This is a genomic window from Mycobacterium riyadhense (genome assembly GCF_963853645.1).
In the GTDB taxonomy this organism is placed as follows: Bacteria; Actinomycetota; Actinomycetes; order Mycobacteriales; family Mycobacteriaceae; genus Mycobacterium; species Mycobacterium riyadhense.
In genome coordinates, this window is record NZ_OY970456.1 from 4,485,465 (window position 1) to 4,506,222 (window position 20,758).

17 protein-coding genes and 1 pseudogene are annotated in these 20,758 nt (G+C 65.9%); 14 read left to right on the top strand and 4 right to left on the bottom strand.

Features of this window, described 5'->3' with window-relative positions:
* Positions 1-51: 51 nt before the first annotated feature.
* The 4 genes from AADZ78_RS19790 (at position 52) to AADZ78_RS19805 (ending at position 3,273) form a co-directional block, all read left to right on the top strand.
* Positions 52-705, top strand: a complete 654-nt coding sequence (locus tag AADZ78_RS19790; protein WP_139828985.1) for a hypothetical protein — start codon at positions 52-54, stop codon at positions 703-705.
* Positions 702-1,304: an RES family NAD+ phosphorylase gene (locus tag AADZ78_RS19795; protein WP_085252656.1), complete on the top strand. Its 603-nt coding sequence runs from the start codon at positions 702-704 to the stop codon at positions 1,302-1,304. The genes AADZ78_RS19790 and AADZ78_RS19795 overlap by 4 nt, the downstream gene beginning before the upstream one ends.
* 70 nt (positions 1,305-1,374) lie before the next feature.
* Complete coding sequence (locus tag AADZ78_RS19800; protein WP_085252655.1) at positions 1,375-2,745, top strand: HNH endonuclease signature motif containing protein; 1,371 nt, start codon at positions 1,375-1,377, stop codon at positions 2,743-2,745.
* A 21-nt stretch (positions 2,746-2,766) separates the two neighbouring features.
* Positions 2,767-3,273 carry a SixA phosphatase family protein gene (locus AADZ78_RS19805; protein ID WP_085252654.1) on the top strand — a complete coding sequence of 169 codons (507 nt, stop codon included), beginning with the start codon at positions 2,767-2,769 and terminating at the stop codon, positions 3,271-3,273.
* A 16-nt stretch (positions 3,274-3,289) separates the two neighbouring features.
* On the opposite strand, the gene AADZ78_RS19810 is transcribed toward AADZ78_RS19805, so the two are convergent.
* From AADZ78_RS19810 to AADZ78_RS19820, 3 genes are all read right to left on the bottom strand, one after another.
* Positions 3,290-4,870 carry a PE family protein gene (locus AADZ78_RS19810; RefSeq protein WP_204903357.1) on the bottom strand — a complete coding sequence of 527 codons (1,581 nt, stop codon included), beginning with the start codon at positions 4,868-4,870 and terminating at the stop codon, positions 3,290-3,292.
* A 108-nt stretch (positions 4,871-4,978) separates the two neighbouring features.
* Positions 4,979-5,521, bottom strand: a complete 543-nt coding sequence (locus tag AADZ78_RS19815) for a DUF3558 domain-containing protein (protein WP_085249814.1) — start codon at positions 5,519-5,521, stop codon at positions 4,979-4,981.
* Positions 5,518-6,030, bottom strand: a complete 513-nt coding sequence (locus AADZ78_RS19820; protein WP_276063407.1) for a DUF3558 domain-containing protein — start codon at positions 6,028-6,030, stop codon at positions 5,518-5,520. Before AADZ78_RS19820 ends, AADZ78_RS19815 begins: the two co-directional genes overlap by 4 nt.
* A gap of 196 nt (positions 6,031-6,226) precedes the next feature.
* Between AADZ78_RS19820 and AADZ78_RS19825 the strand changes: the two genes are divergently transcribed.
* The 5 genes from AADZ78_RS19825 (at position 6,227) to AADZ78_RS19845 (ending at position 11,505) form a co-directional block, all read left to right on the top strand.
* Entirely contained in the window at positions 6,227-7,966 is a 1,740-nt protein-coding gene (locus tag AADZ78_RS19825) for an ABC transporter ATP-binding protein (RefSeq protein ID WP_085249816.1), read from the top strand.
* Entirely contained in the window at positions 7,963-9,864 is a 1,902-nt protein-coding gene (locus AADZ78_RS19830) for an ABC transporter ATP-binding protein (RefSeq protein ID WP_085249817.1), read from the top strand. The genes AADZ78_RS19825 and AADZ78_RS19830 overlap by 4 nt, the downstream gene beginning before the upstream one ends.
* Before the next feature lie 54 nt (positions 9,865-9,918).
* The gene (locus AADZ78_RS19835; protein WP_085249818.1) at positions 9,919-10,251 is read left to right on the top strand and encodes a DUF732 domain-containing protein; all 333 of its coding nucleotides are present in this window, start codon (positions 9,919-9,921) and stop codon (positions 10,249-10,251) included.
* A 111-nt stretch (positions 10,252-10,362) separates the two neighbouring features.
* Positions 10,363-11,094: an LppX_LprAFG lipoprotein gene (locus AADZ78_RS19840; RefSeq protein WP_372510581.1), complete on the top strand. Its 732-nt coding sequence runs from the start codon at positions 10,363-10,365 to the stop codon at positions 11,092-11,094.
* 39 nt (positions 11,095-11,133) lie between these two features.
* Positions 11,134-11,505: a DUF4189 domain-containing protein gene (locus AADZ78_RS19845; protein ID WP_085249820.1), complete on the top strand. Its 372-nt coding sequence runs from the start codon at positions 11,134-11,136 to the stop codon at positions 11,503-11,505.
* Here AADZ78_RS19845 and AADZ78_RS19850 read toward each other — a convergent pair.
* Positions 11,502-12,429 (bottom strand): annotated as a pseudogene (locus AADZ78_RS19850) (IS5 family transposase). The gene AADZ78_RS19845 and the pseudogene AADZ78_RS19850 overlap by 4 nt on opposite strands.
* A 243-nt stretch (positions 12,430-12,672) precedes the next feature.
* Between AADZ78_RS19850 and AADZ78_RS19855 the strand changes: the two are divergent.
* The 5 genes from AADZ78_RS19855 to AADZ78_RS19875 all read left to right on the top strand — a co-directional run bounded on the left by AADZ78_RS19855 (position 12,673) and on the right by AADZ78_RS19875 (position 20,758).
* On the top strand, positions 12,673-13,380 hold the full coding sequence (locus AADZ78_RS19855) for a C39 family peptidase (protein WP_085251266.1): 708 nt from the start codon (positions 12,673-12,675) through the stop codon (positions 13,378-13,380).
* Between the two features lie 126 nt (positions 13,381-13,506).
* The gene (gene embR, locus AADZ78_RS19860; RefSeq protein WP_085251265.1) at positions 13,507-14,667 is read left to right on the top strand and encodes an ATPase/transcriptional regulator EmbR; all 1,161 of its coding nucleotides are present in this window, start codon (positions 13,507-13,509) and stop codon (positions 14,665-14,667) included.
* A 225-nt stretch (positions 14,668-14,892) separates the two neighbouring features.
* On the top strand, positions 14,893-16,674 hold the full coding sequence (locus tag AADZ78_RS19865; RefSeq protein WP_085251264.1) for a serine/threonine-protein kinase: 1,782 nt from the start codon (positions 14,893-14,895) through the stop codon (positions 16,672-16,674).
* 30 nt (positions 16,675-16,704) lie between these two features.
* Entirely contained in the window at positions 16,705-18,387 is a 1,683-nt protein-coding gene (locus AADZ78_RS19870) for a serine/threonine-protein kinase (protein ID WP_085251263.1), read from the top strand.
* 16 nt (positions 18,388-18,403) lie between these two features.
* Complete coding sequence (locus AADZ78_RS19875; RefSeq protein ID WP_085251262.1) at positions 18,404-20,758, top strand: FHA domain-containing protein; 2,355 nt, start codon at positions 18,404-18,406, stop codon at positions 20,756-20,758.

Sequence of the window (20,758 nt, forward strand, 5' to 3'; positions counted from 1 at the left end):
CGGGACGTCGATCGGCAGGTGGTTGGCGGATATCTGTCGTATCATACTGACATGGTTACGACACAGTCGGACCTTGAGGTGTTGCTCGCGCGAGTCAACGAGGCGACCAAGCAATTGCAACGGTCTGTGACCGTCCCCAGCGAGATCGGCGGACTGATCGACAGTTTCGAATCGGTTCTCGGCGCGGCAACACCACTGCAGCTGGAGGCCGACCCTTACCTGACAACCACGCTGTGGGCGGCCGCCTTTCGTGCGGACAACGCCCTTCGCCATGACGACGCCGCAGAACAACGTCGAGACGTTCGTATTGCGCTTGAGCAGTTCCGCCATGCTCTGCGCGACATCGTCGACAGCCGCGCTTATGACGACGGCGCGCCCATCCACGACGTTCTCGTCAGTGTTTCAGCGACCTTGAGCGCACCACAGAAAACGCTTGCCGAACTCTTCGGCGTTTCCGTGCGGCAGCTGCAGCGCTGGCTTGCTGACGACGGGTCAGAGCCCACCGGAGATGACGCCGCCCGGATTCGCGCGGTGGCGGGTGTGGTGAACCAGTTGCGCCACACATTCACCGGTCCGGGAGTCGTGGCCTGGTTCGAGCGCGAGCACCCGGTGCTCAAGCGCCGTCCAATCGAGATGCTTGACGACCCACTTGGCTACCCACAGGTGCTCAGCGCGGCCACCGCGTCGCGCGCCGTGACCGCATGAGGTTCTTCGCATTTCGCCACGCCGCCTACGATTCGCCGTGGTGGGCCTTCCCCAGCTCGCGGGCGGGTCGTTTCCACCGCGCCGGCAAAGATACCGTCCAATATCTCTGCCTACACCCGCTCGGCCCGGCTGCGGAGATGCTCCGGCACAACGTCGGGCCGGGCGGCGATCCTGATGAGGTCAAATTGAACCTGTGGGCTGCAATGTTCGATCTCGAGGACGTCATACCGATCGACTTTGGCGATGCGACTACATACGGGTGCACGCCGGACGAGCTCGTCGGCGACGACTACGCCCCAACGCAATTGTTGGCTGATCGAGTGCGAGCTGCTGGAACCAGCGCCATGATCGTGCCCTCGGCCGCGCTGCCCGGCACCTACAACCTGATTGCCTTCGGCATCCGCGTTCTTCAGCCATTCCCGTGGAAACCGCTCGCACCCGAAGAAGTACCGACGGGGCATCTCAGCGACGCAGCCCGTCCCGCCGCCGAGGTCGCCGGTCATGTTCGCTGGTTCGGCACCGTGCATCCCGCGCTCGAGCAATGGAAGGCCTGCGGCAGGTACGACCCATTCGACGACCCGCCCGCGGCTCGCTGGTGACGATGGGCCGACTTCCGGGACGTCGATCGGCAGGTCCTTCTTGTCAGAGGTCCGAGGTAGTGTTTCGAACATGAGTTCGAGCACCCGTGAGGACATTGTTGGGGTCTTCGGCACGCTCGATGCCGAGCTGGACCGGCTGTGTGACCTGACCTTCGATGCGTTGACGACGCCGGAGCGGTTGCGGGCGCTGGAGCGCCTGGAGCGGGTGGCGCGGCGGCTGCGGGTGCCCGGGCACGCGTTGATCAATCAGCTGGCCGAGCAGGCCAGCGAAACCGAGCTGGGTGGCAAACTGGGGTCGGCGTTGGCCAATCGGCTGCGGATCACCAAGAAGGATGCCAACCGGCGCATTGCCGAAGCCGAGGACTTGGGGCCGCGTCGAGCGTTGACCGGGGAGCCGCTGCCGGCCCAGCTTGCCGCGACCGCCGCAGCCCAACGCGACGGGCTGGTCGGCGATGGGCATGTGAAGGAGATCCGCCGCTTCTTCAAACAGCTGCCCGACGCGGTGGACCTGTTCACCCGGGAGGCGGCCGAAGCCGACCTGGCCGGCAAGGCGGCCGGGTATCGGCCCGACGAGTTGGCCAGGTACGCCAAGGTGTTGATGGACTGCCTCAACCCCGACGGCAATTACTCCGACGAGGACCGGGCTCGGCGGCGCGGGATCACTCTGGGCAACCAGGAGTTCGACGGCATGTCGCGAATCAGCGGCTTGATCACTCCGGAGCTGCGGGCCACCCTGGAAGCCGCACTGGCCAAGCTGGCCGCGCCGGGCATGTGCAACCCAGACGATGAGGCGCCGGTGATCGACGGGGAGGCGCCGCAGGAGGCGGTGCGCCGTGACACCCGGTCAGAAGCCCAACGGAACCATGACGGCCTGCTCGCGGGACTGCGGAGCCTGCTCGCCTCCGGAAACCTAGGTCAGCACAACGGGTTGCCGACGACGATCATCGTGATCACCACGCTCAAGGAGCTAGAGGCCGGCGCCGGGCACGGGCTGACCGCCGGGGGCACCTTGTTGCCCATGTCCGACGTGATCCGCCTGGCCAGCCCCGCCAACCACTACCTGGCGATCTTCCATAAGGGCAAGGCCCTGGGGTTGTATCACGCCAAGCGGCTGGCTTCGCCTGCTCAGCGAATTGTGTTGCTAGCCAAGGATCGTGGTTGCACCAAGCCGGGGTGCGATGTGCCCGGCTACTGGACCCAGGTCCACCACGTCAGCGGCTGGGCGACGACGAATCGCACCGATATCGACGATCTCACCCTGGCCTGCGGGCCCGACAACCGACTCGTCGAGGAAGGCGGCTTTATCACCCGCAAGAACGCCAAAGGCGACACAGAGTGGATACCCCCGCCGCATCTCGACTATGGGCAGCCGAGAGTCAACACGTTTCATCACCCAGAAAAGCTGCTGTGCCACGGAGATGACGATGACGACGCCGCGTAGCGCTCGATTAACGTGAGTGCGATGAAGGAGCAGCACCGCAACCTCGTGCTGATGCGGCACGCGAAGTCGGCATATCCGGACGGGATTGCCGACCACGACCGGCCGCTGGCGCCGCGTGGCATCCGGGAAGCCGGCCTGGCCGGGGACTGGCTGCGCGCCAACCTGCCCGCCTTCGACGGCGTGCTGTGTTCGACGGCGACCCGGGCGCGGGAAACCCTGGCGCGCACCGGCATCGACGCTCCGGTCCGCTACGCCGAACGGCTTTACGGCTCCGCACCCGGCACGGTGATCGACGAGATCAACCGGGTAGGCGATGATGTCGCGACCCTGCTGGTGGTCGGACACGAGCCGACGACATCGTCGGTGGCGATCATATTGTCCGGCGCCAGCGGCACCGATGCCGCTGCCGCACAATGTGTCTCGGAGAAATTCCCGACATCAGGGATCGCCGTGCTACGTGTCCCTGGGCGCTGGGAAGATGTGGAACCTGGTTGCGCCGCGCTGGTCGGCTTCCACGTGCCGCGCTAGACCTGACGGCCTGGTATCAGCCGTGTGGGCCGGGTGCGCCGGTATTGCCGAACAGCGATCCGCCGGCACCACCGGCCCCACCGTCCCCGCCGTCACCACCGGGGCTGCCGCCGGCGCCGCCGGCCCCACCGTCGCCGCCGTTGCCGATCTGCCTGGCGTTACCACCGGCACCCCCGGCCCCACCGTCCCCAGCGAAAGCCGCGCTGATACCCGTGCCGCCAACCCCTCCTACCGCACCGGCGCCACCGTTGCCTAACAGCGACCCGCCGGCGCCGCCGGTCCCGCCGCGGCCACCAGCACCACCGGCCGTGCCGGCACCGGCCGGCGCCTCCCCGCCGGCCCCGCCTGCCCCGCCGACCCCGCCGCCGCCGATCAAACCGGCGGCCCCGCCGGTGCCACCGTCGCCGCCCATCCCGCCGTTGGAGGCCGCGGGCGCCGCGGCACCACCGTTCCCGCCAGTCCCGCCGACCCCCCCGGTGCCATAGAGCCACCCGCCGGTACCACCGGTCCCGCCATTCCCGCCGGCCTCACCCGCGCTACCAAGCCCGGCGCCGCCGGTCCCGCCGGCCCCGCCGACGCCGATCAACCCGGCGGCGCCGCCGTTGCCGCCTAGCCCACCGACTCCGCCGGCCCCACTCAACCCGCCGGCACCGCCCGCGCCGCCGTTGCCGTACAGCCATCCGCCGGAGCCCCCGGCACCACCAGTGCCGCTGGACCCGCCGCCCCCACCTCCACCGCGCCCGCCCTGGCCGCCGACCGCACCATCACCGAATAGCCCGGCATTGCCGCCGGTCCCACCGTCCCCACCGTTACCGGCACCAGCGGCATCCCCACCGGACCCACCAGCCCCAGCCGCACCCATCAACCAGCCGCCATTGCCGCCGGCACCGCCGGCCGCACCAGACAAACCCGTAATGCCAACCCCGCCGGACCCACCGACCCCGCCACCCCCAATCAGGCCCGCCTGCCCACCGGCGCCCCCGGGCAGGCCCACCCCGGTGATCGAGGTGCCGCCGGCTCCGCCGGCACCACCGCTGCCATACAGCAACCCACCATTACCGCCGGCGCCGCCGAAGACGCCGAGGGCCACCCCACTGCCGCCGGCTCCACCATTGCCGATCAACCCGGCATCACCACCGGCGCCGCCGGGCCCGCCGTTACCGCCGTTGCCGTACAGCAATCCGCCAGCCCCACCGGCCTGCCCTGGCGCGGTCCCATCAGCGCCGTTCCCGATCAGCGGGCGACCCCACAACGCCTGGGTGGGTGCATTGACCGCATTCAACAAGTCTTGTGACACGGCTTGCAGCGGGGAAACGCTGGCCGCCTCGGCCGCCGCATACGCGCTCGATGCACCGTTCAACGCTCGTACAAACTGTGCATGAAATCCCGCCGCCCGAGCGCCAAGCGCCTGATAGGCCTGCCCATGGCTGGCAAACACTGCTGCGATCGCTGCCGACACCTCGTCCGCGCCGGCCGCCAACACCTCGGTCGTGGGCACCGCGGCGGCCGCAGTGGCCACCCGGAGCGTCACGTCGATGCCCGCCAACTCCGTCGCGGTCGCCGCTAACAGATCCGGGACCACCACCACGTATGACATCGCTGAGCTCCCGTCAACTTAGTTCCTCGGCGAAACCTCAACGCTACAACCCAGTGGTTTTGGATGGCGGCGGTTTGTACGGTGCTCGGCAAAAGCCGCATCGTCGCGCTAGGCGTTGGTGGCGAGCGTCAGCTCCATCAGTTTGATCGCCTGCCCGCACGCGTCGATACCGGGGGTCTGCGGGTTGACCCACCAGCCGACCACTCCTGCCGCGTCGCTGGCGACGCCGCAGGCCCCGTTGGGATCGTTCGGTCGCATGACGATCGAGTCAATGCCCTGAATCGAACGGTTCTCAACCTGGTACTTCAGGCCCTCAGCGACTTTGCGTTCGTTGCTCAGGCTGCCCTGCTCGAACCAGAATCGGGTGATGTCGATCAGGCCCGCCGGGTTGGCGGCCTGCCACCGGCAGATCGCGCCGACGAACGTGCTCTGGATGTCGAGCGGATCCGCACCCACGGTCTTGGCAAGGATGTCGGTGGTCAGGACCTCACATTCCTTGAGCAGGTTCGGATACTGCCGTTCGGAATTGTCGTTGCGCGGAACGCCGCCCCCACCCGCCTTAATGGCGGTGCCGCCGACCGATCTCGTACAACCGGTGAGCACGACCAGCATGGCGAGGACCGCCGCGATTCCCCGCATCCACCCGGTCATTTCGAATTCGCAATCGACTGGCGGGTCAGTTCTTTGGCGATGTCGCAGGGCGGCGGGAATGGCTTCTGACTAAAGCTCACCGACCACTCGATGAAGTCGTCCTGGAATTGAATTCCGACCTCACACAACGAGTCACCCAGGCTGGGCTCGTTACCGATGGCGATGAAACCACTGTGGCCGCTGATATTGATGTCCTCGACGCTCGCGCGCGACAGCTCCTCGGTCTTGCGTTCCCGCCCGATCGGGCTGCCGCGGTACCAGGAGAAGGAAAAGTGCGGGCCCGAGATGCCGCCGCCCGCCAGCCATTGGCAGCCCACCGAATTCTTGGCGGTGTTGATCAGCCCGCCAATCCTGGTCTGCTCGGCGACCGTTTGATCGCTGACTCCCCCGCATTGTGGGAAGAAGGGACCGTGTTTGCCCTCGGACCCCCCCGGCGTCGACGGTACCGTCGCCCCCGGCTTGTTATCGCCGGAATTCGAGCACCCGGCGAGCGTCGGGCTCAAAGCCATCAACGCCGACACTGCCAATGCCAGCGTTGTCAAATTACGCCGCACCGCACACCAAGTTTCTGAGGCTCCCGCTGTTCCACACGATGCAGTGTAGGGGCAGCCCTGCGGGTCAACCACGACACGCCACCTGATCAGGCATTTCGGAGTTACGGGTGGACCCGGCACGGATGCCCAACCACTGTGCGACAGTTACCCAATGCTTCTGGCACTGCTGCGCCAGCACATCCGGCCTTACCGCCGGCTGGTCGCGGTGCTGATGGTACTGCAGCTGATCAGCACCCTGGCTTCGCTGTACCTGCCCACGGTCAACGCCGCGATTATCGACGACGGCATCGCCAAGGGTGACACAGCCACGATTCTTCGGTTGGGCATGGTGATGCTGGCGGTCACCGGCTTGCAGGTGTTATGCGCGGTGGGTGCCATCTTCTTCGGCTCACGGACGGGGACGGGTTTCGGCCGGGACCTGCGCGCGGCAATGTTCGAACACATCATCACCTTCTCGGAATCCGAAACCGCCCGATTCGGGGCGCCGACGTTGTTGACCCGCAGCACCAACGACGCCCGCCAGATCGTGTTCCTGGTTCAAGTGACGGCCAACGTGCTGGTCACCGCGCCGATCATGTGCGTCGGCGGCATCATCATGGCCATCCATCAAGAAGCCGCGCTGACCTGGCTGCTGCTGGTCAGCATCCCCATCCTGGCGGTGGCCAACTACCTGATCATGACGCGGATGCTGCCGCTGTTTCGCCGGATGCAGGCCCTGATCGACGGCATCAACCGGGTGATGCGCGACCAGCTGTCCGGTGTGCGCGTGGTCCGCGCGTTCACCCGCGAAGGTTTCGAGCGTGACAGGTTCGCTCGAGCCAATGCCGCGCTGTCGAACACGGCGCTGGGCGCGGGCAATTACCAAGCGCTGATGCTGCCGGTGACCACCCTGACCATCAACATGTCCAGCGTTGCGGTGATCTGGTTCGGCGGCCTGCGCATCGACACCGGCCAAATGCAGGTCGGCTCGTTGAGCGCCTTCCTGTCATATTTCGCCCAGATCCTCATGGCGGTGTTGATGGCGACCATGACGCTGGTCGTGCTGCCGCGAGCGTCGGTGTGCGCCGAACGTATCACCGAAGTGCTCGCCACCCGCACCGCGGTCCTCAACCCGGTGAACCCGAAGTTCCCGCCAGACGGAATCACCGGCGTAGTGCGCTTGCACCGGGTGACATTCATCTATCCGGGCGCCGACTGCCCAGTGCTACAAGACATTTCGCTGACCGCACTGCCCGGCACCACCACCGCCATCGTCGGCAGCACCGGTTCGGGTAAGTCGACCCTGGTGTCGCTGATCTGCCGGCTCTACGACGTCACCGACGGCGCCGTTCTAGTCGACGGTGTCGACGTGCGCGACTACCACACCGAGCGGCTGTGGTCGGCGATCGGGCTAGTACCCCAACGCGGCCACCTGTTCTCCGGCACGGTCGCAGACAACCTGCGCTACGGCAAGGCGGATGCGACCGACGAAGAAATGTGGGCGGCGCTGCGGGTCGCCGCCGCAGAAGAGTTCGTGCGGGCGCACGGGCTACACATGCGGGTCGCCCAGGGCGGCGTCAACTTCTCGGGTGGCCAGCGCCAACGGCTGGCGATCGCCCGGGCGGTCATCCGCCGGCCGGCCATCTATCTGTTTGACGACGCGTTCTCCGCGCTGGACGTGCACACCGACTCGCGGGTGCGCGCGTCGCTGCGCGAGACGGTCAGGGACGCCACCATCATCGTTGTCACACAACGGATTTCAACAGCGGCCCAGGCCGATCAGATCATCGTCGTCGACAACGTACAGGTCGTCGGTGCCGGCACCCACGAATCGCTGCTCGCCGACTGTGCCACCTACGCGGAATTCGCGGCCTCGCAGTCCGTGAGCGTGCAAGTCCGGGGTGCGCGGTGACGGCGCCGGTGGGCGCTCGGCCCCGCGGCGCGGCCCCGGACCCCAACGCGCGGTCGCGGGACTTCTGGGCATCGGCGACGCGCCTGATCAAGCGGCTGGCGCCGCAACGCCGGCTGAGCCTCGCGGTTATCGCGCTGGGCATCACCGGGACCGCGATCGGGGTCGTTGTTCCGCGGATCCTCGGCCACGCCACCGATCTTTTGTTCAACGGCGTGATCGGCCGACAGCTACCGCGGGGAATCACCAAGGCACAGGCGGTCGCCGCGGCCCGGGCCCGCGGTGACAACGCCTTCGCCGACCTGTTGTCCGGCATGAATGTGGTGCCGGGTCAAGGCGTCGACTTCGACGCGGTAGTTCGCACGCTGGCGCTGGCGCTGACGCTGTATCTGGTTGCGGCGCTGTTGATTTGGGGACAGGCCCGACTGCTCAACGTCGCGGTGCAACGGAGCATAACCGCGTTGCGCTCCGACGTCGAGGACAAAGTGCACCGGCTGCCACTGTCCTACTTCGATACCCGACAACGTGGTGAGCTGCTGAGCCGGGTCACCAATGACATCGACAACGTCCAGTCGTCGCTGTCTATGACGATCAGCCAGCTGGTGACGTCGGTCCTGACCGTGGTGGCCGTGTTGGCGATGATGCTGTCGATCTCACCACTGCTGGCGTTTATCACGGTGCTGACGGTGCCGCTGTCCCTGCTGACTACCCGCGCGATCACGAAACGCTCGCAGCGGCTGTTCGTGGCCCACTGGACCAGCACCGGTCGCCTCAACGCCCACATCGAGGAGACCTACAGCGGGTTCACGGTGGTCAAGACCTTCGGCCACCAGGCCGCCGCACGAGAGCAGTTTCACAGGCTCAACGACGACGTCTACCAGGCCAGCCTCGGGGCTCAGCTCTTCTCCGGGCTGGTGGGACCGGCTACCACGTTCATCGGCAACCTCGGCTACGTCGCGGTCGCGGTGGTCGGGGGCCTGCAGGTGGCCACCGGCCAAATCACGCTCGGCAGCATCCAGGCATTCATCCAATACGTCCGCCAGTTCAACCAGCCAATCGGCCAAGTGGCCGGCATGTACAACAGCCTGCAGTCCGGCGTCGCCAGCGCCGAACGGGTATTCGACCTGCTCGACGAGCCGGAGGAATCCCCGGACCAGCACCTGCGCCGCATCGGTCCGGACCTCACCGGGCGCGTTGAGTTCAAGCACGTGACCTTTGCCTACCGCCCGGGCATCCCGGTGATCCGTGACCTGTCCCTGGTGGCCGAGCCCGGCAGCACGGTGGCGATCGTCGGACCGACCGGGGCGGGCAAGACCACGATGGTGAACCTGCTGATGCGGTTCTACGAGGTCGATTCCGGCCAGATCCTGATCGACGGGATCGATATCACCTCGATGAGCCGGCACTCGCTGCGATCGCGAATCGGCATGGTCCTGCAAGACACCTGGCTGTTCGACGGGACGATCGAGGAGAACATCGCCTACGGACGCCCCGACGCCAGTGCGGACGAGATCGTCGAAGCCGCAAAGGCGGCCTACGTCGACCGATTTGTCCATACCCTGCCCGCCGGCTACCAGACCCGAATCAGCGGCGACGGCGGCAACGTCAGCGCCGGCGAGAAGCAACTCATCACGATCGCCCGCGCTTTTGTTGCGCGTCCGCAGCTGTTAGTCCTGGACGAGGCCACCAGCTCGGTGGACACCCGCACCGAGTTGCTCATCCAGCGAGCAATGTGCGAACTTCGCCGGGACCGGACGAGTTTCGTTATCGCCCACCGCCTTTCGACAATTCGCGACGCCGACCGGATCCTGGTCGTGGTGGATGGCCAGATCGTCGAGCAGGGCAACCACGCCGAGCTGGTAGCCCGGCGCGGCGCGTACTACGCCATGGCCCGGGCGTAACAGCTCCAAGAAGTTCTTGAGAATCCCGCAAGGGCCAGCCCTGAGGCTGACGACATGTTCTCAACCACCATCACCGCAGCTCTGTCCACCGCCATCGGCGCCGCCGCCGTCGGGCTTGCCGTCGCAACCGCCGGGGCCGCCTCGGCTAGCACCGCCGACGAGGCTTTCATCTCCCAGATGGAGGCCATCGGCGTCACGTTCTCTTCCCCACAAGCAGCCGTTGCGCAAGGCCACCAGGTCTGCCGCGAGTTGGCCGGTGGCAAGACCGGAACCCAAATCGCCCAGGAGGTCCTCAGCCAGACCAACCTGACCACGAAGCAGGCCGCCTACTTCGTCGTTGACGCGACCAAGGCCTACTGCCCGCAATACGCCAGCCAACTCACATAGCCGCCGCACCGGCAGCGGGGATTCCGACAACCGGGGTCCCCGTTTGCTGATTGGGCCTCATTAAGCTCGGTGTCCGGGTAGACAGCTGTCGGCCAACATAAGGAGATGTCGATGAAGCCTCATACCGTTGTTGCCGCCGCGGCTGCTGCGCTCGCCGTCGTACTCGCGATCGGCGGCTGCGCAGGCAATGGGAGCCCCGGGGCCAAATCGTCGGGCACCACGGCCACCGGAACCAGCGGCGAGGCGGCAACGCTGCTCAAACAGGCCACCGATGTCATGCGCAAAGTCACCGGGATGCATCTGACCCTTGCGGTGCAAGGCGATGTGCCCAACCTGCGGGTGACCAAACTCGAGGGCGATATCTCCAACACGCCACAGACCGTCGCCACCGGAATCGCGACCGTGCTCGTCGGCAATACTCCGCAAGAAGCAAAGTTCGTCTTTGTCGATGGACATCTGTACTCCGACCTGGGACAACCCGGCACGTACACCGACTTCGGCAACGGCGCCTCGATCTACAGAGTGTCGGTGCTTCTCGACCCCAACAAGGGCTTGGCCAACCTGCTGGCCAACCTCAAGGACGCGGCGGTGGCCGGCAGCCAGCAAGTCAACGGGGTTGCTACCACCAAGATCACCGGAGAGTCGTCTGCCGACGACGTCGCGACGCTGTCCGGGTCACGGCTCACCGACGAAACCATCTCGACGGTGCCGACCACGGTCTGGACGGCCTCGGATGGGTCCTCTCACCTCGTCCAGCTCCAGATCGCCCCAACCCCAAACACTTCGGTGACGCTGACAATGTCCGACTGGGGCAAACAGGTCACCGCAACCAAACCCGTCTAGCGATTGGCGTTGCGTCACAGCATGGGAAAGGACGTATCGATGACGACGAGGATGGGCCGTCGGCGGCGGTTAGCGACGACGGTTGGCCGGCTGGCTGCCGCCACCGCGATGACCGTCACGCTCGCTCCCACGGCACACGCCGCCGAGTCCTATGGCGCAATTGCCTATTCCGCCAACGGCTCGTGGGGCCGATCGTATGCCTACCCAACCCGGGCAGCTGCCGAGGCGACGGCGATCAAACATTGCGGCTACTCCGACTGCAAGGTGCTCACCAGCTTCACCGCGTGTGGGGCCGTGGCCGCGAAAGATCACGACTACAAGGGCGGGGTTGGTGCCGACCTGAGCTCCGCGATGAAGGACGCGTTATCCAAACTCAGCGGCGGCTACATCGACACCTGGGCTTGCAACTAGGGCGTGTCTCCCGATTTGTTGGCCCCTACCCTGGCGTGGATGACGGAGCAGGCCAGTAGCACGCCGCCGAGGTAGGTCAGGGCGTATTTGTCGTAGCGGGTCGCGATTCCGCGCCACTGCTTGAGCCGGCTGAAGCCGCGTTCGACGGTGTTGCGCAGCCCGTAGAGCGTCGCGTCGAAAGCCGGTGGCCGCCCGCCGGCTGACCCCTTGGCCTTGCGCCGGTCAATCTGATCTTGGCGTTCGGGAATGGTGTGCTTGATCTTCTTAGACCGTAATGCGGTACGGGTACTCGGGTGCGAGTAGGCCTTGTCGGCGAGCAACCGAAAATCCGTGCTGCCCAGGGCGTATTCGGCGCATGCCTGGCGATAGTCGTCGAGCAGGGGCATCAGTTGCGGATTGTCGCCGGCCTGGCCGGCGGTCAATCGGATCCTCACCGGAGCTTGGCGCTGATCGGTCAAAGCGTGGATCTTGGTGGTCAGCCCGCCACGCGAACGGCCGATCGCATGATCGTCGGGCTCATCGGCGGATTTCTTGTAATTCGACAGTGCCCCCTGTGTGCAGCGTGTCCGAGCGCGCACCCGCACTGTGCTGGTGTGCCCGCACGTTCGTCGAATCCACCGACAACAACTTCTCGATGCCCTCGGTCATCTCGGCGCCGGACCCGCACGCGGCTGCGACGTGGGCGAACATCTCGTCGTAGGTGCCATCCAGCGACCACCGGTGATGGCGCTTCCACACCGTTTGCCAGGGCCCAAACTCCGCAGGCAGGTCCCGCCACGGGCTTCCCGTGCGAAACCGCCAGACAATCCCTTCCAGAATCAGCCGATGATCACTAAACCTGTTGCCGCGCTTGCCCTCATGCGACGGCATCACCGGCTCGACCACCGCCCAGAACTCATCTGAAATCACACCCATTCGCGTCACTGGACAATCCTCACCAGTCAGGACGCAAATATTCGGGAGACACGCCCTAGTCCAAATGGTGGCGACCCGCCGCGCCCGGCTGCGCCGCGCTTGCGATCGCCACTAGTCCACGGGCCTTGAACCCCAAGGCAATTCACGTGCTTTGGGCTCAGAAGATCACTTCAAGAATTCGTAGAGATAACGAAAAGGCCAACGGGCGAACCTCTTCTCAACACCCCTCTGGAATGAGAAAAAGGACAACCCGTGAAGATCAACATTGCCACCGCAGTCAAGACCGCCATCTTCGCCGCTGCCGCCAGCGCCCTCGCGCTCGGACTCGCCAACCCGGCCGAAGCTTCGGCGGGCACCATGTACGGCGACCCGACGGCAGCCGCCAAGTACTGGCGGCACCAGAACTACGACGACTGCGCGATCATGTCAAGTGCCGACGTGGTGGGTGAGCTGACCGGCAAGCTGCCCTCCGAGCGGTCCATCATCAAGGTGGCCCAGTCGACCCCCAGCGTCAGCCACCCGGGCTCGATCTATGTAAAGCCGGCTGACAAGAACGACCCAAACTCCGGAATGGGCACCGACCCGGGCGACCTTCCAACGCTGCTGGCGCACTACGGAATCCACGCCGTGAACACCGACGCCGACAGTGCCGAACAGACCGGCGTCGCAACCGGCATGGAGGCACTCGAGCAATACCTGGGCACCGGCCACAAGGTGATCGTCGGGGTTAACGCCGAACTGATCTGGAACCAGCCGGTTGAAAACACGGGCAGTGACGGCCAGCCGCGCGCTGACCACGCAGTGGTCGTGACCGGTGTCGACACCGGCAACGGCATCGTGCACCTCAACGACAGCGGCAGCCCCGACGGCCGTGACGAGCAGATCCCCATGGCAGTCTTCATCAAGGCCTGGGCCGCCAGTCACGACTTCATGACCGTCACCGAGGAAACCAGCGAGTGAACACACGGCCATGGCATGAGCGCCAAGACAATTCGCCGACGGCATTCATGCCTGGGTGTGCCTTGTACCGGATCGCTGAACTTCGTACCACAATGACAGGGATTGACACCTTGCCGGGAACACGGAATGGCTGGTAGCGCGATGATGGACAGACGTCTCGAATTCGGTCTGCTCGGACCATTGGAGATGAGCATTGACGGCGCCCTAGTGCCATTGGGCACCCCAAAACAACGGGCGGTGCTGGCCATGCTGGTAATCAACCGCAACCGACCGGTCGGGGTCGACGCGCTCATCACCGCCCTATGGGAGGACTGGCCACCGTCGGGGGCCAGGGCCAGTATCCACTCGTACGTGTCCAATCTGCGCAAGCTCCTCGGCGGTGCCGGCATCGACCCGCGAGTGGCATTGGCCGCGGCGCCGCCGGGTTACCGGCTCAGCATCCCCGACAACACTTGCGATCTCGGGCGGTTCATCGCTGAAAAGACCGCCGGTGTCCACGCCGCGGCCGCCGGACGTTTCGAAGAGGCCAGCCGGCACCTTTCGGCGGCGCTGAGGGAATGGCGTGGACCGGTGCTCGACGATCTGCGCGACTGTCAATTCGTCGATTCCTTTGCAACGGCGCTCGTAGAGGACAAGGTTCTGGCTCATACGGCGAAGGCGGAAGCCGAAATCGCTTGCGGGCGGGCCTCCGCGGTGATCGCCGAGCTCGAGACTCTTACCGTGGAGCACCCCTACCGCGAGCCGTTGTGGGCACAGCTGATCACCGCCTATTACTTGACCGACCGTCAATCCGACGCCTTGGGCGCCTACCGGCGGGTGAAGACCACCCTCGCCGATGACCTGGGCATCGACCCCGGCCCAACCTTGCGTGCCCTCAATGAGCGGATTCTGCGCCAGGAACCGCTGGACGCCAAGAAATCCGCCAAGACCACCGCCGCCGGCACCGTCACGGTGCTCGATCAGCGCACCATGGTCTCCGGCCAGCAGGCCGTTGCGTTCCTACACGACATCGCGACCGGCCGCAGCTACCCGCTGCAATCCGCGGCGACCCGGATCGGGCGTCTCAGCGACAACGACATCGTCCTTGACAGCGCCAACGTCAGCCGGCACCACGCCGTCATCGTCGATACCGGCACCAACTACATCATCAACGACCTCCGGTCGTCGAACGGCGTGCACGTGCAGCATCAGCGAATCCGCGCCGCCGCCACGCTCAATGATGGCGACCACATCCGCATCTGCGACCACGAATTCACGTTCCAGATCTCCGCCAACACGCAGGCCTGAGTCCGATATGACGCCGGCGCAATACTTTTCGCTGCCCGCCGCCGGTTTGAAGACCTCGGTGCCACACGCACCCGACGAGAGGTGGTGGTTTCAAGCGGTGGTGTCGGCGCGATCTTAAGGTCATGATTACGTCATGGTCGCTGGGCCCTGTGGTCGAACCCGATGCGATAGCTGGAGGCGGTTGATAGTGTCGGCGGGATTCGGGTTGCTTGAGGAGGATCGGTGATGGGCGAGGGGCCAGACTCGCGGGTGGGGTCAATGTTCGGCCCTTACCACCTCAAACGGCTGCTGGGGCGGGGCGGCATGGGCGAGGTCTACGAGGCCGATCACACCGTCAAGGAGTGGACGGTCGCCGTCAAGGTGATGACCGCCGAGTTCAGCAAGGACCCGGTGTTTCGCGAGCGGATGAAGCGCGAAGCCCGCATCGCCGGCCGATTGCAGGAACCCCACGTGGTGCCCATCCACGACTACGGCGAGATCGACGGCCAGATGTACCTGGAGATGCGCCTCGTCGAAGGCACCGATCTGGACAGCGTGCTCAAGCGCTACGGTCCGCTGACCCCGCCACGCGCGGTGGCCATCATCACCCAAATCGCCGCGGCGCTGGACGCCGCCCACGCCGCCGGGGTGATGCACCGCGACGTGAAACCACCCAACATCCTGGTCACCCGCGACGACTTCGCCTACCTAGTTGACTTCGGGATCGCCAGCGCCACCACCGACGAAAAGCTCACCCAGCTGGGCACCGCGGTGGGCACTTGGAAATACATGGCGCCCGAACGGTTTTCCAACGACGAGGTCACCTACCGCGCCGACATCTACGCACTGGCCTGCGTGCTGTACGAATGTCTCACCGGGAGCCCGCCATACCGCGCCGACAGCGCGACCACCTTGGTCACCGCCCATCTGATGGACCCCGTCCCGCAGGTCAGCGCCGCGCGCTCGGGGATTCCCAAGGCCTTCGACGCGGTGATCGCGCGAGGCATGGCCAAAAGGCCCGAGGAACGCTACGCCAGCGCGGGCGACCTGGCGCGGGCCGCCAAAGAAGCGCTCAGCGACCCCGACCAGGACCACGCCGAGGACATCCTGCGCCGCAGCCGGGAATCCACGCTGCCCGGCACGGCGTTCACCCCACAGCCGCCAACGCTTGCTGCGGGCACCCCACCACCCGCTGCACCGCCGGCGCCCCCAACACCTTCGTACGCCGACCAGCTCAGTTCAGGGCCGCTGCCGCGCTCCAACCAGCCCCAATGGTCGAGCGGCCCCATCCCGTCCACCAGCCAGCCCGCCCAGACGCCGCAGTACTTCCAAGGCGGCGGCTGGGGCGCCACACCCCCGCACCAGCCGCCGGGCGGTCCCCCCTGGAACCAGCCGCCGCCAAAGAGCGGCCGGAGCCCCTGGCCCATCGTGGTCGGCGCAGCCGCCGTCGTGGTCGTCGTTGTCCTGGCCGCCATCGGCATCTGGGCAGTTACCCGGCCGGGCGACACCCAGCCGAGCGCCGACAACCCATCGTCGTCGGTCACAACCCCCAGCTCGCCGACCACCACGAGCCCCCCGACGACAACCACGCCAGCCGACCCGCAAAGCAGGTTGTTCAGCATGCTGCCGTCCGGCTATGCCACCGGAAAATGCACGCCCACCACTCCAAAGCCGAACAGCGTCTGGACTGGCGCGATAGCGATGCTTGACTGCGGGCAAAACAGCAACGACGGCGGCCCGAGTCGCGCGGTGTACGGGCTGTTCCCCACTCTCGGAGCGCTCAAGCAGGCCTTCAACGACGACATCGGAGCGGTCGAGCTGGCCAACTGCCCCGGGCAAGGACCGTCGCCGGACACCTGGCATTACGCCAAGACACCCGACGTCGTGGCCGGCATGATCGCTTGTGGCACGTACAAGAACCACCCCAACGTGATCTGGAGCAACGAGGCCAAACTGATGCTCAGTGACATCTTTGGGGACCCGCCCACACTCGACGACCTGCACAACTGGTGGGCGAAGTACGGCTGAAACAGGTTGGGCGACTTCGGATCTGACGCCATGAGCGAGGCGCCAGGCTCGCGGGCGGGATCAATGTTTGGGCCCTACCTTCTCAAACGACCGCTGGGCCGCGGTGGAATGGGCGAGGTCTACGAGGCCGAGCACACCGTCAAAGGGTGGACGGTCGCGCTCAAGCTGATGTCGGAAGCCGTCAGCAACGACCCGGTATTTCGCGAGCGGATGAAGCGCGAAGCCCGCATTACCGGCCGTTTGCAGGATCCCCACGTGGTGCCCATCCACGACTACGGCGAAGTCGACGGGCAAATGTTCTTGGAGATGCGCCTCATCGAGGGCACCGACCTGGACACCATGCTCAAACGCTTTGGCCCGCTCAGCCCGCCACGCGCGGTGGCCATCCACAGCCAGATCGCGTCGGCCTTGGACGCCGCGCACGCCGCCGGGGTGATGCACCGCGACGTCAAGCCACCCAACATCCTCATCACCGGCAACGATTTCGCCTACCTCGTCGACTTCGGTATCGCCAGCGCCGCCACCGATGAAAAGCTCACCCAATTGGGCGCCGCGGTAGGCACCTGGAAATACATGGCCCCCGAACGGTTTACGAACGACAAGGTGACCTTTCGCGCCGACATCTATTCGCTGGCCTGCGTGCTCTATGAGTGCCTGACCGGGGCCGCGCCGTACTCGTCCGCAAGCGCCGGCACGCTCGTCAGCGCCCACATGATGGATCCCATTCCACGACCCAGCGCCGCGAACGCGGGTATCCCCAGGGCGTTTGACGACGTGATCGCCCGCGGCATGGCCAAAAGTGCCCAGGAACGCTACGCCAGCGCCGGTGATCTGGCGCGGGCTGCGCACGAGGCGCTCAGTACCCCCGATCAGGACCGGGCCGCCACCATCCTGCGCCGTAGCCGGGAATCGACGTTGCCCACCGAGGTATCCGAGCCGCGAACCGTCCAGCACCCACGACCGGCTGGTCCGGTTGCTCCGGCCGGTTACCCGCGTTGGGGTCCCGGCAACCGCCCGTTGCCGCCCCCGCCAGCCCCCGCCCCACCGCAACACTTCGCCGGCACACCTGGGTGGCACCACGGGCCACCGACGCCGCGCAGACGCAATCCGTGGGCGATCGTCACCGGTGTGGCCGCGCTGTTCCTGGTGCTCATCCTGGGTGCCATCGGGATCTGGGCTGCCACCAAGAATGACTCAAGGTTGGACGCTCCAAAGACCACGACCTTTACGACCACGACCACCGCACCGGCGACCACGACGACAAGCCCCCCGTCCACCCCGCTAACGTCGGCCGCCCAAGCCCGACTGATGAGCCTGCTGCCTTCGGGCTATGCCCCCGGCACCTGCACACCGGATAGTCAACCCATGCCGGGTGCGGTGGTCTCGGTGAAGTGCGGGCAGAACACCGATCCCAACGGGCCCCGAAGCGCGGCCTTCGGCCTGTACCCCGACCTCGCGGCGCTGCAGAAAGCTTTCACCGGATTCATCGGGACCTTCACGATCGTGAGCTGCCCCGGCGGTAAGGCATCACCGGGCACCTGGTGGCACACCCAAGACCCCAGCACCATCCTCGGTCAGCTCGCGTGCGGCAACTACAAAGACAACGAGCCACAGCTGATGTGGAGCAACGAGCAAACCTTGGTATTCGGGCTAGTCGCTGGGAAGCCGCAGACCCTCGATCAGCTATACAAGTGGTGGGCTTCCCACTCGTGAGCACCGGAGGCTAGGCATGCAGGACAGGATCGCCACCACCAATCCAGCCCGGCTGGAACTGCGGGCCGCCGGACGCACCTGGCATGCCACCGCAAACCGGGTCTGGACCATCGGACGCGCCAACGAAGCCGATATCCGCCTGGACAATCCGCGGGTGTCGCGAAACCACGCCGCGCTGGAGCCGACTCCCGACGGGTGGGTTCTGACCAACCGCAGCAGCAATGGGATGTTCGTAGCCGGTCAACGGGTGGAGCGCCTGACGATTCGTCAGCCCATCACGGTATTGCTGGGTTCGGCGACTTCCGGGGAGGCAGTGGAACTACACCCAGCTGCCCCGGGCGGACCAAAAGATGTCAAGCCTCCCGAACAGCAGGTCGAGACGACGGTAGCCCGGCCGCCGACGGCAGTGCACCCCATCGACCAGTTGGTCGTCACGATCGGCCGGGGGACCGACAACAGTGTTGTCCTCAACGACTTGCTGGTTTCGCGCCGCCATGCCAGGTTGCGGCGCTCCGGCAACCAGTGGGAGCTGGTCGACAACAACAGCGCCAACGGCACCTACGTCAACGGCCACCGGATCAACCGTGCCCTCATCGGACCCAACGACATCGTCGGCATCGGCCATCAACTGCTGCACCTGTCCGGTGACCGGCTGGTGGAATACGTTGACACCGGCGACATTTCGTACGAGGCGTCCAGTTTGCGGGTGGTCACCAACAAGGGTCGCGTGTTGCTGTCCGATGTCAGCTTCGCGCTGCCGCAACGCAGCCTGTTGGCGGTGGTGGGGCCGAGCGGCGCGGGGAAATCCACGCTGCTGGGCGCGCTGACCGGATTCCGCCCGGCCGGTAGCGGCACCGTGCGATACGACGAGCGCGACCTCTATGACAACTATGCCGAGCTGCGGCACCGCATCGGATTCGTGCCCCAAGACGACATCCTGCACACCCCGCTGACGGTACGGCGGGCGCTGAATTACGCGGCCCGGCTAAGGTTTCCGCAGGACGTCTCCGCCAGCGAACGCAAGCAGCGCATCGAGGAGGTGCTGGCCGAGCTCGGGCTTTCCACCCAGGCCGATCAGCGCATCGACAGCCTGTCGGGCGGTCAGCGCAAGCGCACCAGCGTCGCGCTGGAGCTGCTGACCAAACCGTCGCTGCTGTTTCTCGACGAACCCACGTCGGGCCTCGACCCGGGCTACGAGAAATCGGTGATGCAGACCCTGCGCTCGCTGGCCGACGACGGCCGCTCTGTGGTGGTGGTCACGCACAACATTGCCCACCTGAATATGTGCGACCGGCTGCTCATCCTGGCCCCCGGAGGTCGGCTGGCCTATTTCGGTCCACCCCAGCAAGCGTTGAGCTACTTCAACTGCACCGACTTCGCTGACCTTTTTACCCTCCTCGAACATGACAAATCGACCGATTGGACCGCCCGGTTCAATGCCTCGCCCCTGCGCGCGGCACTCGCCCCCCGCCCCGCCCTGCGGCCACCGGGATCCGCCCCCGCGCCAGCAGCCAAGCCGGTAGCTCAGCAGAGCCCATTCGCCCAATTCGCCATCCTGTGCCGGCGCTATCTGGCGGTCATCGCGGCCGACCGACAGTACTCGGTATTTTTGCTGTTGCTGCCGCTGCTGCTAAGCCTGTTCGCGTACGCCGTCCCGGGCGAAGCCGGGTTGTCACTGGCCAAGGCCATCGAACAAAAGTCGACTCAACCGTCACAGTTGCTGGTGCTGCTGATCATCGGCGGCGGCCTGATGGGCTGCGCGGCATCCATCCGGGAAATCGTGAAGGAACAGGCAATCTATCGCCGAGAACATGGCATCGGCTTGTCCGGCGGCGCCTACCTGGCCTCGAAGTTGCTGGTCCTTGGCGTGCTGACGACCGCGCAGGGGCTGATTCTGGGCTTCCTGGGGGCCGCGTTCCTGCCGCCGCCCGATCAGTCGGTGGTATTGCCTTGGCCCAGGGTCGAAGTGGCAGTGGCGGTGGTCGCCGTCACCGTGGTCTCGATGATGATCGGCCTACTGATTTCGGCCATGATTGGCAACGCCGATCGAGGCATGCCGCTATTGGTGCTGGTGGTCTTTGCCGAACTCGTACTGTGTGGCGGGATGTTCGGTGTGCAAGGCCGGATCCCGCTGGAGCAGCTGGCGTGGCTGTCCCCGTCGCGGTGGGCCTTCGCGATGGGCGCTTCGACGGTCGATCTCAACGACCTGCGCCGGACCATACCGGGCGGGGAACAAGATCCGTTGTGGGACTACGACGTCAGCAGTTGGCTGATGGCCGCTGGGGCCTGTGTTATGCAGGCGATCGTACTGGTGATGCTGATCGCGTTGCGCCTCAAGCGCCTCGACCCGCAGCGTAAGCCACGCCGCTGA